The sequence below is a fragment of the Nonomuraea sp. NPDC049695 genome, assembly GCF_040674955.1.
In the GTDB taxonomy this organism is placed as follows: Bacteria; Actinomycetota; Actinomycetes; order Streptosporangiales; family Streptosporangiaceae; genus Nonomuraea; species Nonomuraea helvata.
The window spans coordinates 84,984-104,333 of record NZ_JBFANV010000007.1; the positions used below are offsets into that span (position 1 = coordinate 84,984).

16 protein-coding genes are annotated in these 19,350 nt (G+C 72.3%); 10 read left to right on the forward strand and 6 right to left on the reverse strand.

Annotated features, from left to right (window positions below; translation table 11 throughout):
* Positions 1-27 precede the first annotated feature (27 nt).
* Entirely contained in the window at positions 28-1,035 is a 1,008-nt protein-coding gene (locus AB0J64_RS08925; protein WP_364022935.1) for a glycosyltransferase, read from the reverse strand.
* A 165-nt stretch (positions 1,036-1,200) separates the two neighbouring features.
* Here AB0J64_RS08925 and AB0J64_RS08930 point away from each other — a divergent pair, with 165 nt between their 5' ends.
* From AB0J64_RS08930 to AB0J64_RS08940, 3 genes are read left to right on the forward strand one after another with little or no spacing between them, the layout of a single operon-like run.
* Positions 1,201-2,424, forward strand: a complete 1,224-nt coding sequence (locus tag AB0J64_RS08930; RefSeq protein ID WP_364022938.1) for an endonuclease/exonuclease/phosphatase family protein — start codon at positions 1,201-1,203, stop codon at positions 2,422-2,424.
* Between the two features lie 38 nt (positions 2,425-2,462).
* The gene (locus AB0J64_RS08935) at positions 2,463-3,545 is read left to right on the forward strand and encodes a glycosyltransferase family A protein (RefSeq protein WP_345000323.1); all 1,083 of its coding nucleotides are present in this window, start codon (positions 2,463-2,465) and stop codon (positions 3,543-3,545) included.
* Positions 3,542-4,510, forward strand: coding sequence for a lysylphosphatidylglycerol synthase domain-containing protein (locus AB0J64_RS08940; protein WP_364022941.1), 969 nt, complete (start codon positions 3,542-3,544; stop codon positions 4,508-4,510). Before AB0J64_RS08935 ends, AB0J64_RS08940 begins: the two co-directional genes overlap by 4 nt.
* 10 nt (positions 4,511-4,520) lie before the next feature.
* Here AB0J64_RS08940 and AB0J64_RS08945 read toward each other — a convergent pair whose 3' ends face one another.
* Positions 4,521-6,959, reverse strand: coding sequence for a BTAD domain-containing putative transcriptional regulator (locus tag AB0J64_RS08945; protein WP_364022944.1), 2,439 nt, complete (start codon positions 6,957-6,959; stop codon positions 4,521-4,523).
* A gap of 208 nt (positions 6,960-7,167) precedes the next feature.
* On the opposite strand from AB0J64_RS08945, the gene AB0J64_RS08950 reads away from it, so the two are divergent.
* The 5 genes from AB0J64_RS08950 (at position 7,168) to AB0J64_RS08970 (ending at position 10,893) form a co-directional block, all read left to right on the forward strand.
* Positions 7,168-7,959, forward strand: a complete 792-nt coding sequence (locus AB0J64_RS08950; protein WP_364022947.1) for an AfsR/SARP family transcriptional regulator — start codon at positions 7,168-7,170, stop codon at positions 7,957-7,959.
* 81 nt (positions 7,960-8,040) lie between these two features.
* Complete coding sequence (gene cseB, locus AB0J64_RS08955) at positions 8,041-8,742, forward strand: two-component system response regulator CseB (protein WP_364022950.1); 702 nt, start codon at positions 8,041-8,043, stop codon at positions 8,740-8,742.
* A gap of 1 nt (position 8,743) precedes the next feature.
* The gene (locus tag AB0J64_RS08960; protein WP_364022953.1) at positions 8,744-10,021 is read left to right on the forward strand and encodes a HAMP domain-containing sensor histidine kinase; all 1,278 of its coding nucleotides are present in this window, start codon (positions 8,744-8,746) and stop codon (positions 10,019-10,021) included.
* 168 nt (positions 10,022-10,189) lie between these two features.
* A complete protein-coding gene (locus AB0J64_RS08965) occupies positions 10,190-10,672 on the forward strand; it encodes a hypothetical protein (RefSeq protein WP_364022956.1) in 483 nt (160 codons plus the stop codon).
* The gene (locus tag AB0J64_RS08970; RefSeq protein WP_364022959.1) at positions 10,669-10,893 is read left to right on the forward strand and encodes a hypothetical protein; all 225 of its coding nucleotides are present in this window, start codon (positions 10,669-10,671) and stop codon (positions 10,891-10,893) included. Before AB0J64_RS08965 ends, AB0J64_RS08970 begins: the two co-directional genes overlap by 4 nt.
* An 8-nt stretch (positions 10,894-10,901) precedes the next feature.
* Here the strand turns inward: AB0J64_RS08970 and AB0J64_RS08975 are convergent, their stop codons facing one another.
* Positions 10,902-13,613, reverse strand: a complete 2,712-nt coding sequence (locus tag AB0J64_RS08975) for an AAA family ATPase (protein WP_364022962.1) — start codon at positions 13,611-13,613, stop codon at positions 10,902-10,904.
* 164 nt (positions 13,614-13,777) lie between these two features.
* On the opposite strand from AB0J64_RS08975, the gene AB0J64_RS08980 reads away from it, so the two are divergent.
* Positions 13,778-16,531, forward strand: coding sequence for an AAA family ATPase (locus tag AB0J64_RS08980; RefSeq protein WP_364022964.1), 2,754 nt, complete (start codon positions 13,778-13,780; stop codon positions 16,529-16,531).
* On the opposite strand, the gene AB0J64_RS08985 is transcribed toward AB0J64_RS08980, so the two are convergent.
* Complete coding sequence (locus tag AB0J64_RS08985; RefSeq protein ID WP_364022967.1) at positions 16,479-17,288, reverse strand: class I SAM-dependent methyltransferase; 810 nt, start codon at positions 17,286-17,288, stop codon at positions 16,479-16,481. The genes AB0J64_RS08980 and AB0J64_RS08985 overlap by 53 nt on opposite strands.
* A gap of 77 nt (positions 17,289-17,365) precedes the next feature.
* Between AB0J64_RS08985 and AB0J64_RS08990 the strand changes: the two genes are divergently transcribed.
* A complete protein-coding gene (locus AB0J64_RS08990) occupies positions 17,366-18,025 on the forward strand; it encodes a class I SAM-dependent methyltransferase (protein WP_364022970.1) in 660 nt (219 codons plus the stop codon).
* On the opposite strand, the gene AB0J64_RS08995 is transcribed toward AB0J64_RS08990, so the two are convergent.
* Both AB0J64_RS08995 and AB0J64_RS09000 read right to left on the reverse strand, forming a co-directional pair.
* Entirely contained in the window at positions 17,993-18,700 is a 708-nt protein-coding gene (locus AB0J64_RS08995) for a helix-turn-helix domain-containing protein (RefSeq protein ID WP_364022973.1), read from the reverse strand. The genes AB0J64_RS08990 and AB0J64_RS08995 overlap by 33 nt on opposite strands.
* A complete protein-coding gene (locus AB0J64_RS09000) occupies positions 18,700-19,257 on the reverse strand; it encodes a CGNR zinc finger domain-containing protein (RefSeq protein ID WP_364022976.1) in 558 nt (185 codons plus the stop codon). Before AB0J64_RS09000 ends, AB0J64_RS08995 begins: the two co-directional genes overlap by 1 nt.
* Positions 19,258-19,350 lie beyond the last annotated feature (93 nt).

Sequence of the window (19,350 nt, forward strand, 5' to 3'; positions counted from 1 at the left end):
CCTTGCCTCGTCCGGCGCGATCACCGTTCAGTCCTGGGCCGTGAAGATCGGGGCGAGACTCTCCAGGCGGGAGAGCACGAAACGGTTCAGGACGCCCACCGCTCCGCCGAGGGCGCCGGTGAAGGTGACGGCGAGGTGGACGCCGGAGAAGTAGACGCCGAACGGCACGCCCCGCTGGACGTAGGCGAAGCGGTGGGTGTCGGCGTCCAGGGCTATGGCGGCGGCGACGAGCGCCGCCGGGACGAGTGCGCCGCGTCGGCCCGCCACCATGGGCAGGGCGAGCGCCGGGGCCGCGGCGAGCAGCAGGACACCGCCGATCGCGCGGGGCACGGAGTCCCCGGGCGTCTCTCCCTTGCGCCAGTCCATCGCGCTGATGCGTGCGCGGCGGAACACCTTGCGCAGGATCGTCCGTAGGGTGGCGTCGTGGTCCTTGCGGCCGCGTATCGCGTCGCTCAGCTTCACCCCGTAGGACCGCGTCACGCGGATGCGGTAGTCGGAGGAGACGGTCTCGCGCAGCCGCGGGTCGAAGGGGCCGACCTCGGCGAACACCTTGGCCGGTACGGCGAGCACGGCCGCGTGCAGCTCAAGGGTCGGCCGGTGGGCCGGCATCCACCAGCGGTGCATCTGCACGGCGCGGTACTGGGCGGCCAGGCTCTGGGACATCAGCGACTCGGGCCGCAGGATGCCGCCCAGGGCGCCGATCTCCGGGTGGGCTCCCAGTATCCGCACCGCGTTCTCCACGGCGTCCGGGTCGAGGGCGATGTCGGCGTCGAGAAAGAACAGGATCTCCCCTGCGGCGTGCTCGGCGCCGAGGTTGCGCGCGGGAGTCGGGCCGCCGTTGACCCTGGTGCGCACCACCTTGGCGCCCTTCGACGCGGCCACCAGCGCCGCGTCCTCGGTGCCGCAGTCATCCACCACGATGACCTCGATATGTGGATAAGTCTGCTCTTTCACCGCATCCAGGCAGAGTCGCAACACGTCGGACCGGTTGTAGCTGGGGATGATGACCGAGACTAGCGGGTGCTCCCGACTCATGATGTGCTCCATCAGCTAGAGCTCGTTGTTCCGAATGTTCGGTTCACGCTAGACACGGGGGCTTGTCCCATTCTTGTCGCGCCCGCTGGCGGCGGCCGCTGACAAGGATGCGACAAGGACTCCTGAGTACGTTCGATGCCGGCCGACCCACCGAGGATGGTGTTGATGAGCGACCGGGACGCAGCGATCGAGGAACAGCTCACCACCGCGCCACCCAAGCCCGAGAGGGACTGGGCGACACGTGTCCGGCGTTTCGTCCGCCCGCGGCGGCGCTGGTGCTGGGGCACCAAGCTGGTCGTGACCGCCTCGGTGGCGTGGCTGCTCTTCGTGCTCTGCCACCTGCTGGCGAGCGGGCGCACCTCCCTGTGGGCGCCGCTCGAGCTGATCCCGCCGCTGATGTTCCTGGCGGTCCCCGCGCTGCTGATGGCCGTGGCGCCGCTGGCCCGGCCGGTCCGCTGGCGGATCATGTCACTGCTGCTGGTCACCGCGGTGCTGGGCGCCGGGCGGAGCGGAGTCAACTACGCCACCCTCTGGTACACGCCGCCCCCCGCACCTTCGGGAGCGATCACCGTGGCCGCCTGGAACACCGAGTTCTGGGACCAGGACTGGCGCACCGCCGAGGGCGACCGGTATTCGCCCGGGTTCTACGCCTACCTGCACAAGCTGAACGCCGACGTCTACCTGCTGATGGAGTACCTGTACGTGGACACCGGGGCGGGGAACATGCGGTCGCAGCGCTGGACGGCCGACCTGGCGCTGCGCATCGACAAGCTGGCGGAGCTGCGCCGCGAGTTCCCGGGCTACCACGTCGCGGTGTCCGGCGAGCAGATCACACTCTCCCGGTTCCCGATCGTCGGGCACCGCGGCCTGGACATGCGCCCCTGGCTGCCGGCCGACCAGAAACAGATCCCCGAGGCGCTGCGGGACTGGCCGGAGGGCTACACGGTCGAGACGCTGCGCACCGACATCAATGTGAACGGCAAGGTCGTCTCCTTCTACGACGGGCAGATCTCCCAGCCTCCGCTCGAATGGCGGCTGTACAGCGCCGAGTCCCGCGACATCAACTTCAGCCGGACCCTCCGGCGGGAGGCGAGTTACCGGGCCATCAGCGCGGACATCGCGGCCAACCCGAATCCCGCGGTGCTCGCCGGCGACCTGAACACCTCTCCGGCGATGGGCATCCGCCGTCTGCTCCCCGAGAGGCTGGTGGACCGGACACCCGCGCTCTCGTCCCTCTATCCGGCGACCTACCTGGCCGGGACCGCCGAGCTGTGGCGGATCGACTGGCTGTACACCACCCCCGACGTGACGGTGCACAGCTACGAGCTGCCCGGCTCCGAGGGGCTGTCCGACCATCGGGCCCAGCGCATGGTCATGTCGGTGTCCTGACCGGCGCGGGCCAGACCTGATCGACGAAGGGAACCGACATGCCTGACGAGATGGCCTGGCGTGGTGATGTCGCGGTCATCGTGCCGAACTACAACAAGAGGAAGACCCTGCGGGCCTGCCTGGAGTCGGTGTACGCGCAGACCTACCGCCCGGCCGAGGTCATCGTCGTCGACGACGTCAGCACCGACGGCTCGCTCGAGATAGCCCGGGAGTTCCCCTGCACGATCGTCGAGTCGCCGCGCAACCAGGGGCCGGCGGGGGCCCGCAACCTCGGGGTGGCGAGCAGTTCGGCTCCACTGCTGTTCTTCGTCGACTCCGACACGGCGCTCGCGCCGGACGCGATCCACAACGCGGTCAAGGCGTACCGGGAGACGCCGGACTGCGGCATGGTCCAGGGCATCTACGACGCCGAGCCGCTGTACGACGACGGCCCGGTCGAACGCTACCGGGTGCTGTGCGAGCACTACGAGCGCAGCCAGACCACGGCGACGTTCCTGTCCTGCACTCTGATCCCGCGCCACGTCTTCGAGGAGACGGGACGGCTGGACGAGCGGCTGCGCGACGGCGAGGACTTCGAGTTCGGCACGCGCGTCCCGGCCCGTTACCGGCTGGTGGTGACCACCTCCGTGGTCACCAAGGCCGACGACGAGGACCGGTTCTGGGGGTGCCTGGCGGAGCGGTTCGTCCGGTCCACCACGCTGCCGGTGATCATGGTCCGGGCGCGGCGGCTGCGTGGCGAGGGCAAGGTCGGCTTCCAGCTCAACATGATCGGGACAGGGCAGCACAAGCGTCGCAAACCACCACGGGTCTCCTCCGCTTCGGCGACGGCCACCTTCCTCACCCTGCCGCTCGCGCTCGTCAGCCCCTGGCTGCTGGCTGTGCCGGCGGCGACGCTCGGGGTGTTCCTCTGGATGAACCGCCGGTTCATCGGGTTCGCTCGCCGGTATCGAGGCGCCCGTTTCGCGCTGTGGGTCGGCTGGATGCAGCTCTGCTTCCACACGGCCTTCTTCCTCGGCGCCTGCGTGGGGCTGCTGCGTGTGGCCTACGAGCTGGGCCGCCGGCAGGGAGAACCGGTCAGGACCGGCCTGTCCCCGGTGCCGTCGGCTGGGACGCGCGAGTGAGAGCGATCAAGCTTCCCCGGCTGCCGCGCCCGCTGAGGCGGGCGCTGGTCGCCGCGTTCGCCCTCGCCGTCGTGGGCGCGATCGCGCTGACGCTGTCCCGGCTGGACTGGGGCGTGGTCGCCGTCCTGTTCACCCGGCGCGACGCCGGGCAGATCAGCCTCCTGCTGGGCGGCGCGCTGCTGGCGAGCATGGCGGGACTGTCGTTCGGGTTCCTCGCCTGGCGCGTCGTGCTGCTGGAGACCGGGCCCCCTGTCAGCGAACCGCGGGTGGTGCGGATCTTCTTCGTCGGCTTCCTGTCCAAGTACCTGCCGGGACGGGTGCCCGGCATGTTCGCCGTCACCAAGGTGGCCACGGCCAACGGCGTCACCTTCGGCAGGCTGATCAGCGTGGCGGCGCTCGTCATGAGCCTGGTGCTGCTGAGCGGGTTCACGGTCGGGCTGCTCGCGGGCGTGCAGCTGCTGGGGGCCCGTGCGGTGTGGCTGGCCGGAGCCGCCGTGCTCGTCATCCTCGTCCTGGTGCACCCGCAGATCGTCAACCAGGGCTCCGCGCTGCTGCTGCGGCTGCTGCGCCGCCCTGCGGCGGCCAATGCCGCGTCGGTCCGGGGAGTACGGCTCGCGGTCGCCTGGCAGAGCCTGTCGTGGGTGGTCACAGGGCTGCATCTGTGGCCCCTGGCCATCGCGATGGGGGCGTCCCCGTCACGCTCCCTCGCGCTGTGCGTCGGCGCGTTCACGCTCGCCACGTCGGTCGGCATCGCGAGCGTGTTCATCCCCGACGGCATCGGCGTCCGCGAGGCGGTGCTGACGGCCGCGCTGACCGTGGTGCTCCCCGCCCCGGCCGCGGCGGCGGTGGCCCTGGCCAGCCGCCTGATCTCCACCATCAGCGAGGTCCTGCTCGGCGCGGCCGCCCTCGCGACCGCCGAATACCTCATCCGCCGCGGACGGACGGCCGTGGGTGAGCCTCAATGAGGTGGCGGCCTCATGCGTCCTGGCGGAGGAACAGGTTCAGGTGCCGGTCCGCCCACAGCTCCTCGTCCAGGTGGTGGTCCCGCCATTGCTCCGGCGGGTCGGCCAGCCAGTCGTGACCGAAGATCGCGTACGGACGGTCCGCGCGCACTTCCTCATGGCCCAGATACGCCATCAACGGCCGCCACGCCTCGCCGTCCGAGACGACCACGTACGAGGCCGCCAGCCCCGGTTCGTGCAGCCAGCCGCGCATCATCCGCGCCTGGAACACGTCCGTGACGGGAGAGGGCATGGTCTCGAAGCCCGGGCAGACCAGATGCCGCGCGACCGCGATGTGCGCCCCTGGGGGCACCGCCATGCGCCGGCTCACGTCCTGCCAGATCTCCCCCACGACCGGGTCGGCCTCCAGCGCTTCACGCTCCGGCGTCCCCAGGGTCAGCCAGCTCATGAAAGCACGCAGGCGGTTGCTCTCGCGGCACCGGAGCAGGGAGAACGCTCCCGGCTGACGGCCCAGCCAGAACCGTACGGACGCCGCCGCCGGCTCGCCGTGGCTCTCGCGCGCCATGGCCACGAGTTCGTCGTGGTCGGCGGGGGTCACCATGGACGACCGCACGTCCTCCTCGCCCGCCCGGGAGACGTACCGGCGCATGACCCCGCCGCGCCGGCGCAGATGGCCGAGCGTCCGCATGGCCGCCACGCTCGCGTGCGGGTCGCGGGCCTCGCGCAGGAGCTCGTCCATGACGTAATGGCGGATCCGCCGGTGCATCCGCTCGTAGCCGACGGGGTCCCGCCACCGCAGGTGGTGGTCGAGGGCTTCGCGCAGGACACCGTTGACGTCCAGGCCGTGGGCGGCGGTTTCGACGTACGGTTGCGCCCGGAGCCAGTCGAACAGCTCCGCCGCCCGGCCGTCCGGCAGCACGGCGCGGAGGAGGTCCTCGGTGGTGTGGCGGGCGTGCGCGCACACGTGCAGCGCCCACCGGTGCAGGTCCGTCGGCACGCTGCCGGCCAGGCGCGCGAGCACGTTGTCGACGACGTGGCGTACGGCGTCACGGCGCGACGGCTGTCCCGTGGCCGACATGCTCCTGCCGACCTCAGCGGCGAGCGACAGGGCGAAGGGGTTGCCGGCCGCGAAGTCCACGATGGACCTCCGGAGGCCCGGGTCGACGCCGCGGGCTTCGACCAGCGCGGCGGACTCCGTGGCGGTGAGAGCGTCGAGGTGCCTGATCACGATCCTCCCCGACCAGGCCGGGTCGGTGAGCCAGGCGGCACTCGGCCCGGTCCGGCCCGCCACCACGGTGATCGCGTCGCCGGGCAGCTCCCGCAGGTATTCGTCGCGCAGCCAGCGTTCGAGCTCTCCCAGCTCCTCGAAGGAGTCGATGAGGAGAACCGGGCCGGGCACGCCGGAGAGCTCCTCCGCGAATCGCTCGAGGCGTTCACGCGCTTCCGCGGGAGCCGGGCCGTGGAGGTGCCATACCCGCCGGCCCGCGGCAGCGGCGTCGTCGGCGAGCTTGCGCAGCAGCGTCGACTTGCCGATGCCGGCGGGTCCGCGGACGAAGAGGAGACCCGGGCCTTCGCCACGGCCCTTCTTCAGCAGGTCATGGAAGGCGGCGCGGTCCGCGTCCCTCCCGACGAACTGCCGGTCGGGAGGCCGCGTACGGGAAGGAGCGACGGGGGCGGGGGCGAACCCGTCGTCGAGATCCACGTCGGCCCGGAGGATCCTGTCGTGGATCTCCTGCAGCTGCGGCCCGGGACTGACGCCCAGCTCCCTGCCCAGCAGGTCGTAGGCCGTCCGATAGACCTCGAGCGCCTCCGCCCGCCTGCCGCTGCGGTACAGGGCGAGGAGGTAGATCTCGTACAACGGCTCTTCGAGCCGGTTCTGCTCGATGAGCAGCGGCACCTCGGCCACCACCTCGGCGTGCTCCCCCAGCTCCAGGCGGAGCCGCAGCAACTCCTGGGTGGCGATCAGCCTCAGTCGTTCCAGCCGGAACCGTTCGCGTTCGGCGGCCTCCCCCGGGACCCCGGCCAGCGCCGTGCCCGTCCAGAGGCCGAGCGCCTGCTCCAGAAGCTTGGCCGCCGCCGAGATGTGCCCGCCCGCGCGCTCGTTCCTGGCGCGCTCCACCGTCTCGGTGAACTCGGTGGCGTCCAGCTCGAACAGCGACGGGTCGAGCATGTAGCCCCCGGACCGGGAGCTGATCGCCGAGCCGAGTCCGTGTTCGGACAGCAGCCGCCGGATGCGGGAGATGTAGGTCCGGATGACGGCTCCGCCGCTGGCCGGTGCGTGCTCACCCCACAGGCCGTCGACCACCTCGCCCATCCGCACGTAACTGCCGCTGTTGGCCAGCAGCAGCATGAGGACGGCCTGCTGCTGCGGCGTGCCGAGATCCAGCCGGGTGCCACCGCACGCGAGACCGGGCGGTCCGAGGACGGTGAACCTGCACGGAGCCGAGACCACGTCGGAAAGGTAATTTCGCCCGCGTCGCCTTCGCGAGCGTCACGTGACGCCGTCTGTGTACGTCACCCGGTGAGTCGCGCACGGCCGACGGAGAAATTACCGACTTCTGACGAGCCCGACCATGCGTCAACAGTCCCGACGCGGCGTCAGTAGGGTCGGTCAGTACGTCATTGACGGCCGCGCTACGCGGGAGGTGGGGGGGACCTCGATGGCTGGGCTGAGCTTCGGATTACTGGGTCCGACAAGGGTCTGGAGCAGCGGTGAGGATCTGGAGGCCGGCTCTCCGCAGCAGCGCGGGGTCCTGGCCCTGCTGCTCCTGAGCGAGGGGCGTCAGGTCCCGCTCGACGAGATCGTGAACGCGCTGTGGGGCCGCGAGGCACCGCGAAGCGCCGTCGTGAGCACCCGCACCTACGTCTCCCGCCTGCGCCGGATGCTGGCCGACGGCGGTGGCGCCGGGCCGGGCATCGAGGCGGAGATCAGGTCGGTGGGCGGCGGCTACCAGCTGGTCGTGGCCCCTGAGACAGTCGATGTGACGGTGTTCCGGCAGACCACCGCCGCCGCCAGGGAGGCCCGCGAGCAAGGAAAGGCAGCGGAGGCCTCCCGGCTGCTGCGCGGCGCGCTGGCGCTGTGGCGCGGACCCGCGCTCGACGGATTGGGCGGAGCCTTCTTCGAGGGCCGCCGCGCCTGGCTCGAGCAGCTGCGCGCGTCGGCCGTGGAGGAGCGCTGGGCGCTCGACATCGAACAGGGCGACTGTGGCGGGGCGATCGCCGAGCTGACGCTCGCGACAGCGGCGGAGCCTTATCGCGAGCGGTTGTGGGAGTTGCTCATGTGGGCCCTCGACCGCGACGGCCGCCGCGGGGAGGCCCTGTCGGCCTACCGGCGGATCGCCCGGTTGCTGGACGACGATCTGGGCCTGGAGCCCGGTCCCGGCCTGCGGAGGATGTACGCCCGGATCAGGACGGCGGCCGACGCCTCACTCGGGCCGTTGATTCCTGGCTGATACATGGCTGATGTGTCGTGGATGCCCGCGGAGCGCATCCTTGTATTGTCTTTGTGACTAGTAAGTCAGCTTTGGGGGACAATGTCGGCTTCGGTGACCGTACTGCTCGTCGAGGACGACGAAGTGATCCGCAAGACGGTCGGGATGGTGCTGGAGCGCTACGGCTATCGCGTGAGCACCGCCGGCGACGGCCTGACCGGTCTCGAACTGTTCAGGGAGCAGCGGCATGATGTGCTCCTGCTGGACGTGATGCTGCCGGGGCTGGACGGCATCGGGTTGTGCCGGCAGGTCAGGGAGTGGAGCCTGGTGCCCATTCTGATGATGTCCGCGCGTGGTGACGCACTGGACGTGGTGTCGGGGCTGGAGGCGGGGGCCGATGACTACGTCGTCAAGCCGGTCGACACCTCCGTGCTGGTGGCCAGGATCCGTTCCCTGCTGCGCCGGGCCTCCTTCGCCACGAATCCCGGCGAGGCCCCGGACCCGGCCGACGGCGGTGCCGGCGACCTGGTCTTCGGGGACCTGACCGTCGATCCCCAGGGCCTGGTGGTGCGCCGCGCCGGCGCGCCGGTCGCGCTCGCTCCCACCGAGTTGCGCCTGCTGCTGGAGTTCGCGGCGAATCCGGGGATCGTGCTGGGCCGGCAGACACTGCTGCGCGACGTCTGGGATTACGGCTGGGACGGGGACAGCCGCGTCGTCGACCTGTGTGTGCAGCGGCTGCGCAAGAAGATCGGCGCCGACCGGATCGAGACGGTGCGCGGTTTCGGTTACAAGCTGCGGCGCTGAAGTGGGACAGGCCATCGCCCGGGCGGCACGCGGGCCGCTCAACTGGAGGTCGCTGCGCTGGAAGATCGCCGCGCTCGTGGCCGTGGCGTCCTGCGCGGTCGCGCTGGCCGTCGGGGTGCTGGTCCACCAGCGCACCTTCGACCGCTCCATGAGTCTGGGCAGGGATCGGGCATTCAGCGCACTGCTGGTCGTGGTGGACACCTACCGGCGTACGGGCGCCATCCCGGCCGATGCGCCGCGGCCCGCAGAAGTCCCGCCCGCGCTGCTCCAGCAGGCCAGGAGCACAGGCCGGTTCAGCACCTGGTACGACGACCGCCGGCCGGACATTCCCTGGATGTGGGCGGCGCAGCTGATCGACGGCCAGGTGATGGCCGTGCAGATCGACATGGGCTCGGAGATACGCGACCTGCTGGCCCTGGACCGGAACATCATGCAGGCGGCGCTGGCCGTGCTCGCGGTTGTCGTACCTCTGGCCGCGCTGGTCGCCGAGGCGCCCAACCGGCGGCTGAGGCGGGTGGCCCGCACCGCGCGGCGGATCGCGGACGGCGACCTGGAGGCCAGGAGCATGATGGGCGGCCGGGGCGGCGACGAGATCACTGAGATCTCGGCGACCATCGACTCGATGGCCGACAGTCTGCGGGACCGGCTGTTGAGCGAGCAGCGTTTCACCGCCGACGTCGCCCACGAGTTGCGCACCCCGCTGATGGGACTGGTCGTCTCGGCGGAGCTGCTGCCGGCGGGTGAAGCCACCGACCTCGTACGTGACCGGGTAGGGGTGCTGCGGGCGCTGGTGGAGGACCTGCTGGAGATCTCGCGGCTGGACGCGGGCGCGGAGCGGGCCGACCGCCGTCCGGTGCCGCTGGGCCGGGTCGTCGAGGAGTCCGTGGCCAGGACGAAGCTTCAGGTCCAGCTGGCGGTGACCGGTGAGCCGGTTGTCGACACCGATCCGCGCCGCCTCGACCGGATCATCACGAACCTGGTCACCAACGCCCACCGCCACGGGCGCTCTCCGGTCGAGGTCGCCGTGAACGGCACGACGATCGTCGTACGCGACCACGGCCCCGGATTCCCGGACGGGTTGCTGATGGAGGGACCGCAGCGGTTCCGCACGGGTGGGGCCGAGCGTGGCCACGGTCATGGCCTGGGCCTGGCCATCGCCGCCGGACAGGCACGGGTGATCGGCGCCGATCTCACCTTCGCCAACGCCCCGGACGGCGGCGCGACGGCCACGCTTCGCCTGCGAGGCGACGCCGGCGACGTGCGGCCGACCGAAGCTTGATACACACCTGATGCGCAGCCGGGCGCCCGCGGATACTCGACCGCGACCGGGTGAAGGCATGGACCGCGCAGTGTGGCTGACGTCCGCCACTGCTCTCGGAGCGAGAGCTTTCCTGGCAACGCCGACCCCGCCCGATCACCGGGCGGCCACAGCCGCGAAGGAAGAGCCATGCCCAGCACACACCACGTTCCTCGTACGCGCGTCGCGCTCGCGGCCTTCGCCTGCCTCGCGGGCCTGCTGGCCGGTTGCGGCAACGCGGCCGAGCCGAGCGGCGCTGCGAAGAACCCGCCGGCCTCCGCCGACACGGCCGACCAGAAGTACACCGAGTGGGAGATCAAGTTCCGGTCGTGCCTGAGCGACAAGGGCTTCGAGCTTCCGAAGGAACCAGGCAAGATCGACTTCGGTGACCGGCAGGACGCGTACAAGGTGGCGGAGGACGCCTGCGTCAAGCAGATCGGCAAGCCGCCGACGGCCTCCGACGACCAGCCCGCCAAGTCCGGCGCGGAAGCGGAAGAGCGCAAGCTCAAGCAGCTCCAGTGCCTCCGCGACCACGGGTATCGCGTCAAGGACCCCGGTGAGGGGCAGGCCCCCCAGATCGAGGTGCCCGAAGGCGTCTCTGAGGACGGTTTGACGAAGTGCCTCAGCCAATGATGCGCAAGTGGGCGCCGATGATCGCGGCCGTCGCCCTGGGCGCGGCCGTGGCCGTGGCGCTGACGCGGCCCGCAGGCGATCCCGCCGGGAGGAGCGAACGGGGGCACGTGCCGAAGTTCGCCGGCGGCATCGGCGTGACCATGCTGATCGGCGCCGTCGCCGGCCTCTATCCGGCGATCCGCGCGTCGAAGACGCCGCCGACAGCCGCACTGAACGGGTGACCACGCCGCTACGTCAGTGCCCTGAGCACCCGCGCGAGATCGGCTCGGGAGCTCACCCCCAGCTTGGGGAAGATCCGGTGCAGGTGGGTGCCGACAGTGCGGTGGGAAAGGTAGAGCCGCTGCCCGATCTCGCGGTTCGTCAGCCCCTCGGCGGCCAGCTGCGCGATGTTCAGCTCGTGGGGCGTGAGCTTCTCCCGCGCGTCCGCGCCCCGGTTCGGGCTCGACTCGCCCGCGCCGCGCAGCTCCTGCCGTGCGCGCTCGCCCCACGCGGCCATGCCGAGCGCGTCGAAGGTCTCCCTGGCCGTACGCAGGTGCGTCCGCGATTCGACGGCCCGGCGCTGCCGCCGCAGCCATTCGCCGAACGCCAGATGGAGGCGTCCGCGTTCGGCGGGCCACCCGGTCAGGTCGGCCCGCAGCGCGACCGTGAACAGCTCCTCCGCCTCCCCGTTCGGGGCGAGCACGGCGCGCGCGTAGCGCAACCCGATGTGCAGCGCCGGTGACGGCGTCGATGCGGCCGCCGGCTCCAGGTCGCGCACGATGTCCCGCATGGCGGCGGTCCGCCCGGCTCGCACGGCGGCCTCGGTGAGCTCCGCGAGGCAGTATGCGCGCAGGGCCAGCTGGTAGGCGGGGTCCGCGGGATCGAGTATCCGGCTCAGGGCGGCGAACGCGTCGTCGAAGCGCCCCTCGCTCAGGGCCGCGAGCCCGCGCGTGAGCTGGACGGTGGCCAGGACGGGCCGGGCGCCGGCGGGGAGCGCCACCCGTTCGGCCTCGTCGGCGAGCGTTCGGGCCTGCCCGTGGTCGCCTCTCAGCGCGGCGATCTCCGCCTGGGCGGCCGTGGCCAGCCCGTACATGAACGGCTGGCCGCTCTCTCTGGCGAACGTGGCGGCCTCCGCCGCGATCGGCACGGCCGTGGCCAGGTCGCCGATCCGGGCCCAGCTCCACGCCTGAACGGCGAGCGCGCGGGGCAGCAGCCCGAGCCGGCCCTGGGCACGCAGGCCGGGCGCGGCCGCCGCGGCGAAGCGGGCGGCCAGGTCGAATGCCCCGACCTGCAGCGCCGCGCTGCCCAGGTAGCGATCGACCTCCGGGTTCGCGCCGGCGGCTCCGGCCAGTCTGCGCAGCTCGTCGATCACGGTGCGCCCCCGCTCGAACGGCGCGACGTACGCGGCGATCGCGACCATGCGCGGATCGCCGGCGGGAACGGGCAGCCGGTCGGCCACGTCCAGCAGCGAGCGGCGGGCGGCGGGGCCCGGTTCGGACCAGAAGCAGCGCATGGCGGCGCCCAACAGGATCCGGACGGCCGGCTCCACCTGCCCGTCGGCGGCCACCGACGCGGCCAGCTCGGCCAGCTCCGGCACGCGGGAGACATCCTCGCGCACCCCGTCCTCGAAGCCGCTGAGCAACCAGGCGGCGGTGGCACGCCGGCGCGGCAAGAGGTCGAGGGCCTGCGCGTCGCGCACCAGACGCTCGGCCGTGTCGCGGCTGCCGGACTCGACCGCGAGCTCGGCCGCTCGCAGCAGCCTGAGCGCCTTCCTGTCCTGCCCTTCGCTCAGCCGGGCCGCCTGCTCCAGCGCCGCGATCGCGGCGGCGACCCCGCCCCGGTGCCGGGCCCGGTCGGCCGCGCGGTCCAGCTCGGCCGCCACTGCCTCGTCGGCTCCTGACGTCGCGGCGGCCTGGTGCCACGCCCGCCGGTCCGGATGTTCGCGCAGCGTCTCGGCGAGAGCCAGGTGGGCCTGCCGGCGCTCGGCGAGCGTCGAAGCCGCCGGGATGGCCGACCGCATCAGGGGATGGCGGAACCTCACCGTGCCGATGGCAAGCTCGATCAAGCGGGCCTCGACGGCCGGTGCGAGGATCTCCAGCTCGGCCGCCGAACCCAGGATCAGGCCCGTGGCCGCGAGCGTTTCCGAGACCGCGTCGCTCTGGTTGAGCGCCGCGACCAGCAGGGCGGTGCGGGCCCGCGCCGGCAGGGCGACGGCCCGGGCGGTGAACGCGCGCTCAAGACGCTCGGTCAGCGGCAGCACAGGACCTGGGCCGCCAGGCTCTCCCATGGCCGCCGACAGTTCGGTCAGCGCCAGCGGGTTCCCTGCGGCCTCCTCCAGCAGCCGTGTCCGCACCTCTGGAGCGAGGCCGGGGACTGTCGAGTCCAGGAGCTCGGCGGCGACCTCGTCGGAGAGCCGGTCGACGGGCATCGGGGACAGTCCGGCGTCCTGCAGGGGCGAGCGCCCGCCCTCACGGAGCGTCGCGATCATGCCGATGGGCTCGGACTCGATCCGGCGCGCCGCGAAGGCGAGGACGTCGGCGCTGGCGCGGTCGAGCCAGTGCGCGTCTTCGGCGACGACCAGCAGCGGCCGGTCGGCGGCGGCCTCGGCCAGCAGGGTCAGCGTGGCCAGGCCGACGAGGTAGGCGCTGGGTCCGGTGGCGTCGGCGAGGCCCAACGCGCTGCGCAGGGCGTCACGCTGCGGGGCCGGCAGCGCGTCCACGCCTGCCCGGACCGGGTACAGCAGCTGGTGCAGCCCGGCGTAGGCGAGGTTCCGCTCGGCCTCCACGCCGGTGGTCGTCAGCACGCGCAGGCCCGCGGCCGACGCCGCGGAGACGGCCTCCGCCACGAGCGCGGACTTCCCGATGCCGGCCTCACCGTGGATGAGAACGCCGCTGCGGTCCCCCGGTCCGTCGATGAGCTCGGCCAGGACCCTCAGCTCGGCTTCCCGCCCGAACAGCGGCATGGTGCGACGCTCCCCTCGATTGCTTCCCGTCTGAGCAGCACTGCCACGGCATGTCCATGTATACGCGTCGTCAACCGTTCGCATGCAGGCGGTGCCTAGGGTCGCATCGGAGCGGCCTGCCTGAGGCCGGGCCTGCCCGGCCGCACTGTACGCGAAGGAGACCCATGACCACTGTCTCGACGATGGTGGGCCGGGACGGCGTCCGTGGGGAGCTGTCCGCGTTCGTGTCGGCCACCGAGGGGCAGGCCCTCGTCCTCAGGGGCGAGACCGGGGTCGGCAAGAGTGCCCTGCTCGACCACGTAGCCGGCCTCGCGGCCCCGGAGAACCACCGGGTGATCCGCGCCGCGGGGGTCGAGGCGGAGGCGGAGCTGCCCTTCGCCGGCCTGCACCAGGTGCTGTACTCGCTGCTGCCCCATGCGGCCGGGCTCGACGAAGGCCACCGCGCCGTCTTCGACGTCGTCTTCGGGCTGCGCGCGGGCAAGGCGCCGTCGGTCATGTCGCTGGGCATCGCCGTACTCGACCTGCTGTCCTCTGCGGCGGCGGAGAAACCGCTGCTGCTGTTGCTCGACGACGGTCAGTGGATGGACACCTCCAGCGCCGAGGTGTGCGGGTTCGTGGGGCGCCGGCTCACCGGCAGCGCCGTGAAGATGCTCATCGCCGTGCGGTCCGACGTCGCCTCGCGGTTCGACACGGCCGCGCTGCCCGAGCTCCCCGTGGCGGCCCTGTCGGAGGAAGCCGCCGGGCAGCTGCTGGACATGCGCCATCCGCGGCTCGACACGCAGACCCGGCACATCGTCCTGGAGCACGCCATGGGCAACCCGCTGGCGCTGCTGGAACTGCCCGCCTACCTGAACGGCGGCCACACCGGCCGCACGGCCGAGGAACTCCTCGGGTTCGGCAACGTCCCGCTGTCTCGCCGTCTGCAGCACGTCTACGGCATCCGCGTCGAACGCCTGCCCGGTCCCGTACGCGAGGAACTGCTGCGCGGCGCCCTCGACGGCGTCGGGGCGGGATTGGGCGGCAACCGCGCCCCCGGCGCCCGCTACCGCATGCGCGAGGCCGACGAAGCGGTCGCGGCGGGCCTCCTGGACGCCGACTCCGCCGCCGGCGACCTCGTCTTCCGGCACCCGTTGATCCGCGCCACCGTCGTTCAGCTGGCCACCCCCAACCAGCGCCGCGCGGCACACGCGGAGCTCGCGCGGGTGCACCGCCACGACGTCGAGCGGCGCGCCCGCCACCTGGCGGCCTCGATCGTGGACCCCGACGAGGAGGTGGCAGCCGTGCTGGAGGCGGCGGCCGACTCGGCGACCCGGCGCGGCGGCGCGGTCGCGGCCGTGGCCTGGCTGACCCGCGCGGCGGAGCTGAGCGAGACCGCCGCCGACCGCTCCAGGCGGCTCGGCGACGCCGCCTTCATCGCCGGGCACGCCGCGCTCCTGGACCACGCGCAGAAACTCCTCCGCTCGGACCTGCCGCCGGGCGCGAGCGAGTCCCCCGCCGCGGTCGTCACCTCCGCCTACGTGGCCCTGTACGAGGACGGCGACGTACGCTCCGCGCATCGCCACGTCGCGGCGGCGATCGAGAGCCTGCGGGCAGACGGCGCGCACGAGCCCGCCGAAGTGCTCAACCGGCTGGTGAACGTGCTGTTGGCCATCAGCCAGTACGCCGGCGACGCCGCGCTGTGGGACCGCACCGGGCAGCTCATGGACTCTCTGGGGCACCGGGTCGACACCCGCTCGGCGATCTACCGCGACGCGTGGAGCGACGTCGTCCGTCACGGCGCGGGCGTGCACGAGCGCGTCGAGCGCGCCTTCGCCGGCGTCCCGGAGCTGGAACCGTGGGACGTCTCGCGCCTGGCCGTCGCCGCCTACCACGTCGACACGCTGAGCTGGTACCGCCCCTACCTGCGGCGCGCCGTCGACCGCGAGGTGGAGACCGGCGCCGTGGCCACCGGCATGACCATGCTGCTCCTGATCATGCTCGACCAGCTGGCCGCCGGCGAGTGGGACGACGCCGAACGGACGGGACGGCGCGCACTGGAGCTGACCACGTCACACGGGAACGCGCTGTTCGCCCACCACGCCCGCGCCTACCTGGGGCTCCTGGCGGCCATGCGCGGCCAGGTGGAACGGGCCCGTGAGCTGCAGGCCGTCCTGGACGCCTGGGCCCGCCCGCGCGGCATGGGCTTCCTGACCCAGATCGCCGACGCCATCGGCACGGCGGCGGCCCTGAGCGAGGGTGACTACGAAGCCGCCTACCTGTACGCCATCGGCATCACGCCGCCGGGATCGTTCGAGCCCTGCGCCCATCAGGCCGCACGCACGCTGCTCGACCTGGTCGAGGCCGCCATGCACACCGGACGCCTGGAGCAGGCCCGACGGCACGCCGAGGCCGCCTCCGACGCCGGCCTGCCCGGGGTCTCCCCCCGGCTGGCCCTCATCACGTACGGCGCCCTGGCGATGACCGCCGCCGACGAGAAGGCGGCCGAGGACATGTACGCCCTGGCCGAGGCCCACCCTGCCGCGGCCGGCTTCCCGTTCGAGCTGGCGCGCATCCGCCTGGCCCACGGCGTCCGGCTCAGGCACACCCAGGGGCCCAAGGCCGCACGGCCCGTCCTGGCCCGCGCCGCCGAGTCCTTCGCCCGCCTCGGCGCCACCGGCTGGGCCGAACGCGCCCAGGCCGAGCTGCGCGCCTCGAGGGCGCCCGCCCGGGCGTCGCTGTCGTACCTGACCGCGCTGACCTGGCAGGAAGGCCGCATCGCCGAACTGGCCGCGAGCGGGCTGACGAACAAGGAAATCGGCGAACGCATGCGCCTGTCACCGCGTACCGTCAGCTCCCATCTCTACCGGGTCTTCCCGAAACTGGGCGTCACCTCGCGTGCCGCGCTGCGCGACGCTCTGGGCAGGGCCGGCGGCCTGTGATCACCTCGGTCGCCAGCTCCTGCTCCCACCGGCCTGCCGGGTTGTCGGCGAGCAGGGCCTGCCGCAGCGTCTTCACGAAGGCGGCCAGCCGGTCGCCGAGCCTGGCGGGCGAGCTGTAGGAGTAGGAGAGCTGGAGCCCGATCAGCCCGTCCACGTCCCAGGTCAGCCGACGCGTGAAAACCCGGGACTCCAGCTCGCTGAACGGCGAGGCGGCCAGCACGTCGTGGTGGTGCTCCCCCGTGGCGTGGAAGGAGGTGGCGGCCGTGTGGATGTCGAGGCCGAACTCCTCGCACACCCGTCGCTCGACCGGCTGCCACGGCTGCGCGTCCGGTTGCCACGGCTCCCCCTGGTGCCGTACCGGGCCGACCAGTGCGACCGCGCCGCCGGGCGGCAGCAGCTCGTCGAGCTGCGCCAGGACGGACCTGCGGTCCATCCAGTGGAACGACCGGCCCATCACCACGTGATCGAACGGCGGCAGAACCCGCAGCATGGTCGAATCGCCGGGCAGCCAGACGATGGTGGGGATGTCGCCGGCCAGGCGCCTGCCCTCGGCGAGCATCTCCCGCGCCGGGTCCACGGCGAGCACCGCCTTCACCCGCCTGGCCAGCGGGACGGCGATCGTTCCCGGGCCACAACCGAGGTCCAGCACCCGGCTGTCCGCCCCGAACGTCTCCGCCAGGTGCTCGATCACCGCCAGGCCGTAGCCCGGGCGGTATCGGGCGTAATATGACGCGGCCCCGCCGAACAGATCCTCCACAGGAGGACCATAAGGTCCCTCGAAGTCCGAGCGTTCTGTTCAAGACCACGGGGCACCGCGCGATCGAGACTGCGTACATGTCTCAACGGACCTTCACCCCGGCCCTCGGCCGCCTGGGGCTCACCCGCCTGTACGACCCGGTGGTCGCCGCCCTGACGCGCGAGCGGCTGTGGCGCAGCCTGGTGGCCATGCACGTGGCGCCCCGCCCCGACGACACGGTCGTGGACGTCGGCTGCGGCACCGGCTCGCTGGCGCTGCTGCTCCACCGCCTCGAACCGCGGGCACGGATCATCGGCGTCGACCCCGACCCGGAGGCCCTGGCACTGGCGCGGCGCAAGGCCGGCGGAGGCGACGCGACGGCCCCGCAGTGGCGGCTCGGCATGGGCGACGCGCTGACCGAGCTCCTGGAGCCGGGCTCGGCCGACACGGCGGTGTCGAGCCTCGTTCTCCACCAGTGCCCGCTCCCGATGAAGCGGTCGATCCTCGCCTCGATGCACGCCGTACTGCGGCCGGGCGGCAAGCTCGTCATCGCCGATTACGGCCTGCAGCGGAGCACGCTGATGCGCCTGGCGTTCCGTATCGTGCAACTGGCCGACGGGGTGCGCGACACTCAGCCCAACGCGGACGGCGTGCTGCCCAGGCTGATGGCCGAGGCCGGGTTCGGCGACGTACGCGAGGCGGAGGTCGTGCCCACGGCGACCGGCTCAATCTCCGTCTACGTCGCTTCGCGAGGCTGACGAGCGCAGCATCGGCAGTACGGTCGCCGGCGTGAGCCCTATCATCTCGCGCAGCTGCCGGTTGAAATGCGCCTGATCGGCGAAGCCGCCCGTGACGGCCGCCTCGGCGATCGACTGCCCCTCGATCAGCGCTCGGGCCGCACGCGCCAGGCGCTGCCAGATGCGCCACCGCGCGAGCGGCATACCGAGCTGCCGCCTGGCCAGAGCACGCAGGCGCTGCGGGGACAGCCCGGCCTCCGCCGCCGCCTCGGTGACCTGGATGTCCCGGCGGGCCAGCGCCTCCATGGCCGCCATCAGCCGCGGGTCCGGCGTGCCTGACGACCCGGGCGCGCCGGCGAACCGGACGTCCTCGTCGCGCAGCCCGTACAGATCGGCGGCCGCGGTGATCCCGGCGCCGCAGCGTGCACGCAGCCCGGCCGCGAACGAGCACTGCGGTTCGACGAACCACGTACGCAGGTACGGCGCGGCCGACATGTGATGGCGCACCATGGGCGGGACGATCAGCGCCACGCCGCGATGACACGCTCCCGACTCGTCGGTCACGACCACTTCGCCCTCCACGGCGACGGTCACCTGGAAAGCGGCATGACGGTGCTGGACGTTCTCCCCCGACGGCCCCCAGTACGACGCGTACCCGTCACCGATGACGAAGCGCCTTTGAAGCCGGCCCGCCATCAGCGCGCGCCGACCGTCTGGGCCTCCTTCTTGCGCGCCCGGTACGCCGCCGCCTTGATCTTGTTGCCGCACGACTCCATGCCGCACCACTCCCGGCGCCCGCCACGCGACCGGTCGATGAAGATCTTGGTGCACTCAGGGTTGGCGCACTCCTTCATCAGCGGCACCTCCGGCCCGCTGAGCAGCTCGACAGCGTGCCGGGCCACGGTGGACAGCGCCTGCGCCGGGGTCGCCTCGACCCACCGCCCCTCGGCCGTGAGCTGGGGCGCCGCCGGGGGCTTGCGCGCGGTCTCGTTGACCAGGGCGAGCGCGTCACTGTCGTATCCGTCACCGGCGAGCCGGGCGGTGACCAGCGCGTAGACGGCCTCCCGCACCGCCACCGCCTGGACCAGATCCGCCTCCTGACTGGGGGAGACGGCATCGACGAGGCCGGACTCCACGTACCAGGCGTCGAGCCGGTCGGGGACGTCGAGCGTCTCGAAGCGGTCCGTGCGGCGCGCACGGAGCGTGCAGGCGAGGTCGAGGGCGGGGTTGCCGCACAGAAACACGTGCTTCACGTCACCAGTTTGGCAGGTGACTTAGGACCGATGCAACACTGGCCGTCACCTGTTGAACCGGTTACGTATTCAAAGCTGACGGAAGTCTTACGG

What these genes read in the sequence shown, in the direction of transcription:
- AB0J64_RS08975 (WP_364022962.1), bottom strand. Translation starts at nt 13,613, where the DNA reads ATGCCGCTGTTCGGGCGGGAAGCCGAGCTGAGGGTCCTGGCCGAGCTC.
- AB0J64_RS08930 (WP_364022938.1), top strand. Translation starts at nt 1,201, where the DNA reads ATGAGCGACCGGGACGCAGCGATCGAGGAACAGCTCACCACCGCGCCA.
- AB0J64_RS08925 (WP_364022935.1), bottom strand. Translation starts at nt 1,035, where the DNA reads ATGAGTCGGGAGCACCCGCTAGTCTCGGTCATCATCCCCAGCTACAAC.
- AB0J64_RS08935 (WP_345000323.1), top strand. Translation starts at nt 2,463, where the DNA reads ATGCCTGACGAGATGGCCTGGCGTGGTGATGTCGCGGTCATCGTGCCG.
- AB0J64_RS08995 (WP_364022973.1), bottom strand. Translation starts at nt 18,700, where the DNA reads ATGGCGGGCCGGCTTCAAAGGCGCTTCGTCATCGGTGACGGGTACGCG.
- AB0J64_RS08990 (WP_364022970.1), top strand. Translation starts at nt 17,366, where the DNA reads ATGTCTCAACGGACCTTCACCCCGGCCCTCGGCCGCCTGGGGCTCACC.
- AB0J64_RS08980 (WP_364022964.1), top strand. Translation starts at nt 13,778, where the DNA reads ATGACCACTGTCTCGACGATGGTGGGCCGGGACGGCGTCCGTGGGGAG.
- AB0J64_RS08970 (WP_364022959.1), top strand. Translation starts at nt 10,669, where the DNA reads ATGATGCGCAAGTGGGCGCCGATGATCGCGGCCGTCGCCCTGGGCGCG.
- cseB (WP_364022950.1), top strand. Translation starts at nt 8,041, where the DNA reads ATGTCGGCTTCGGTGACCGTACTGCTCGTCGAGGACGACGAAGTGATC.
- AB0J64_RS08950 (WP_364022947.1), top strand. Translation starts at nt 7,168, where the DNA reads ATGGCTGGGCTGAGCTTCGGATTACTGGGTCCGACAAGGGTCTGGAGC.
- AB0J64_RS08965 (WP_364022956.1), top strand. Translation starts at nt 10,190, where the DNA reads ATGCCCAGCACACACCACGTTCCTCGTACGCGCGTCGCGCTCGCGGCC.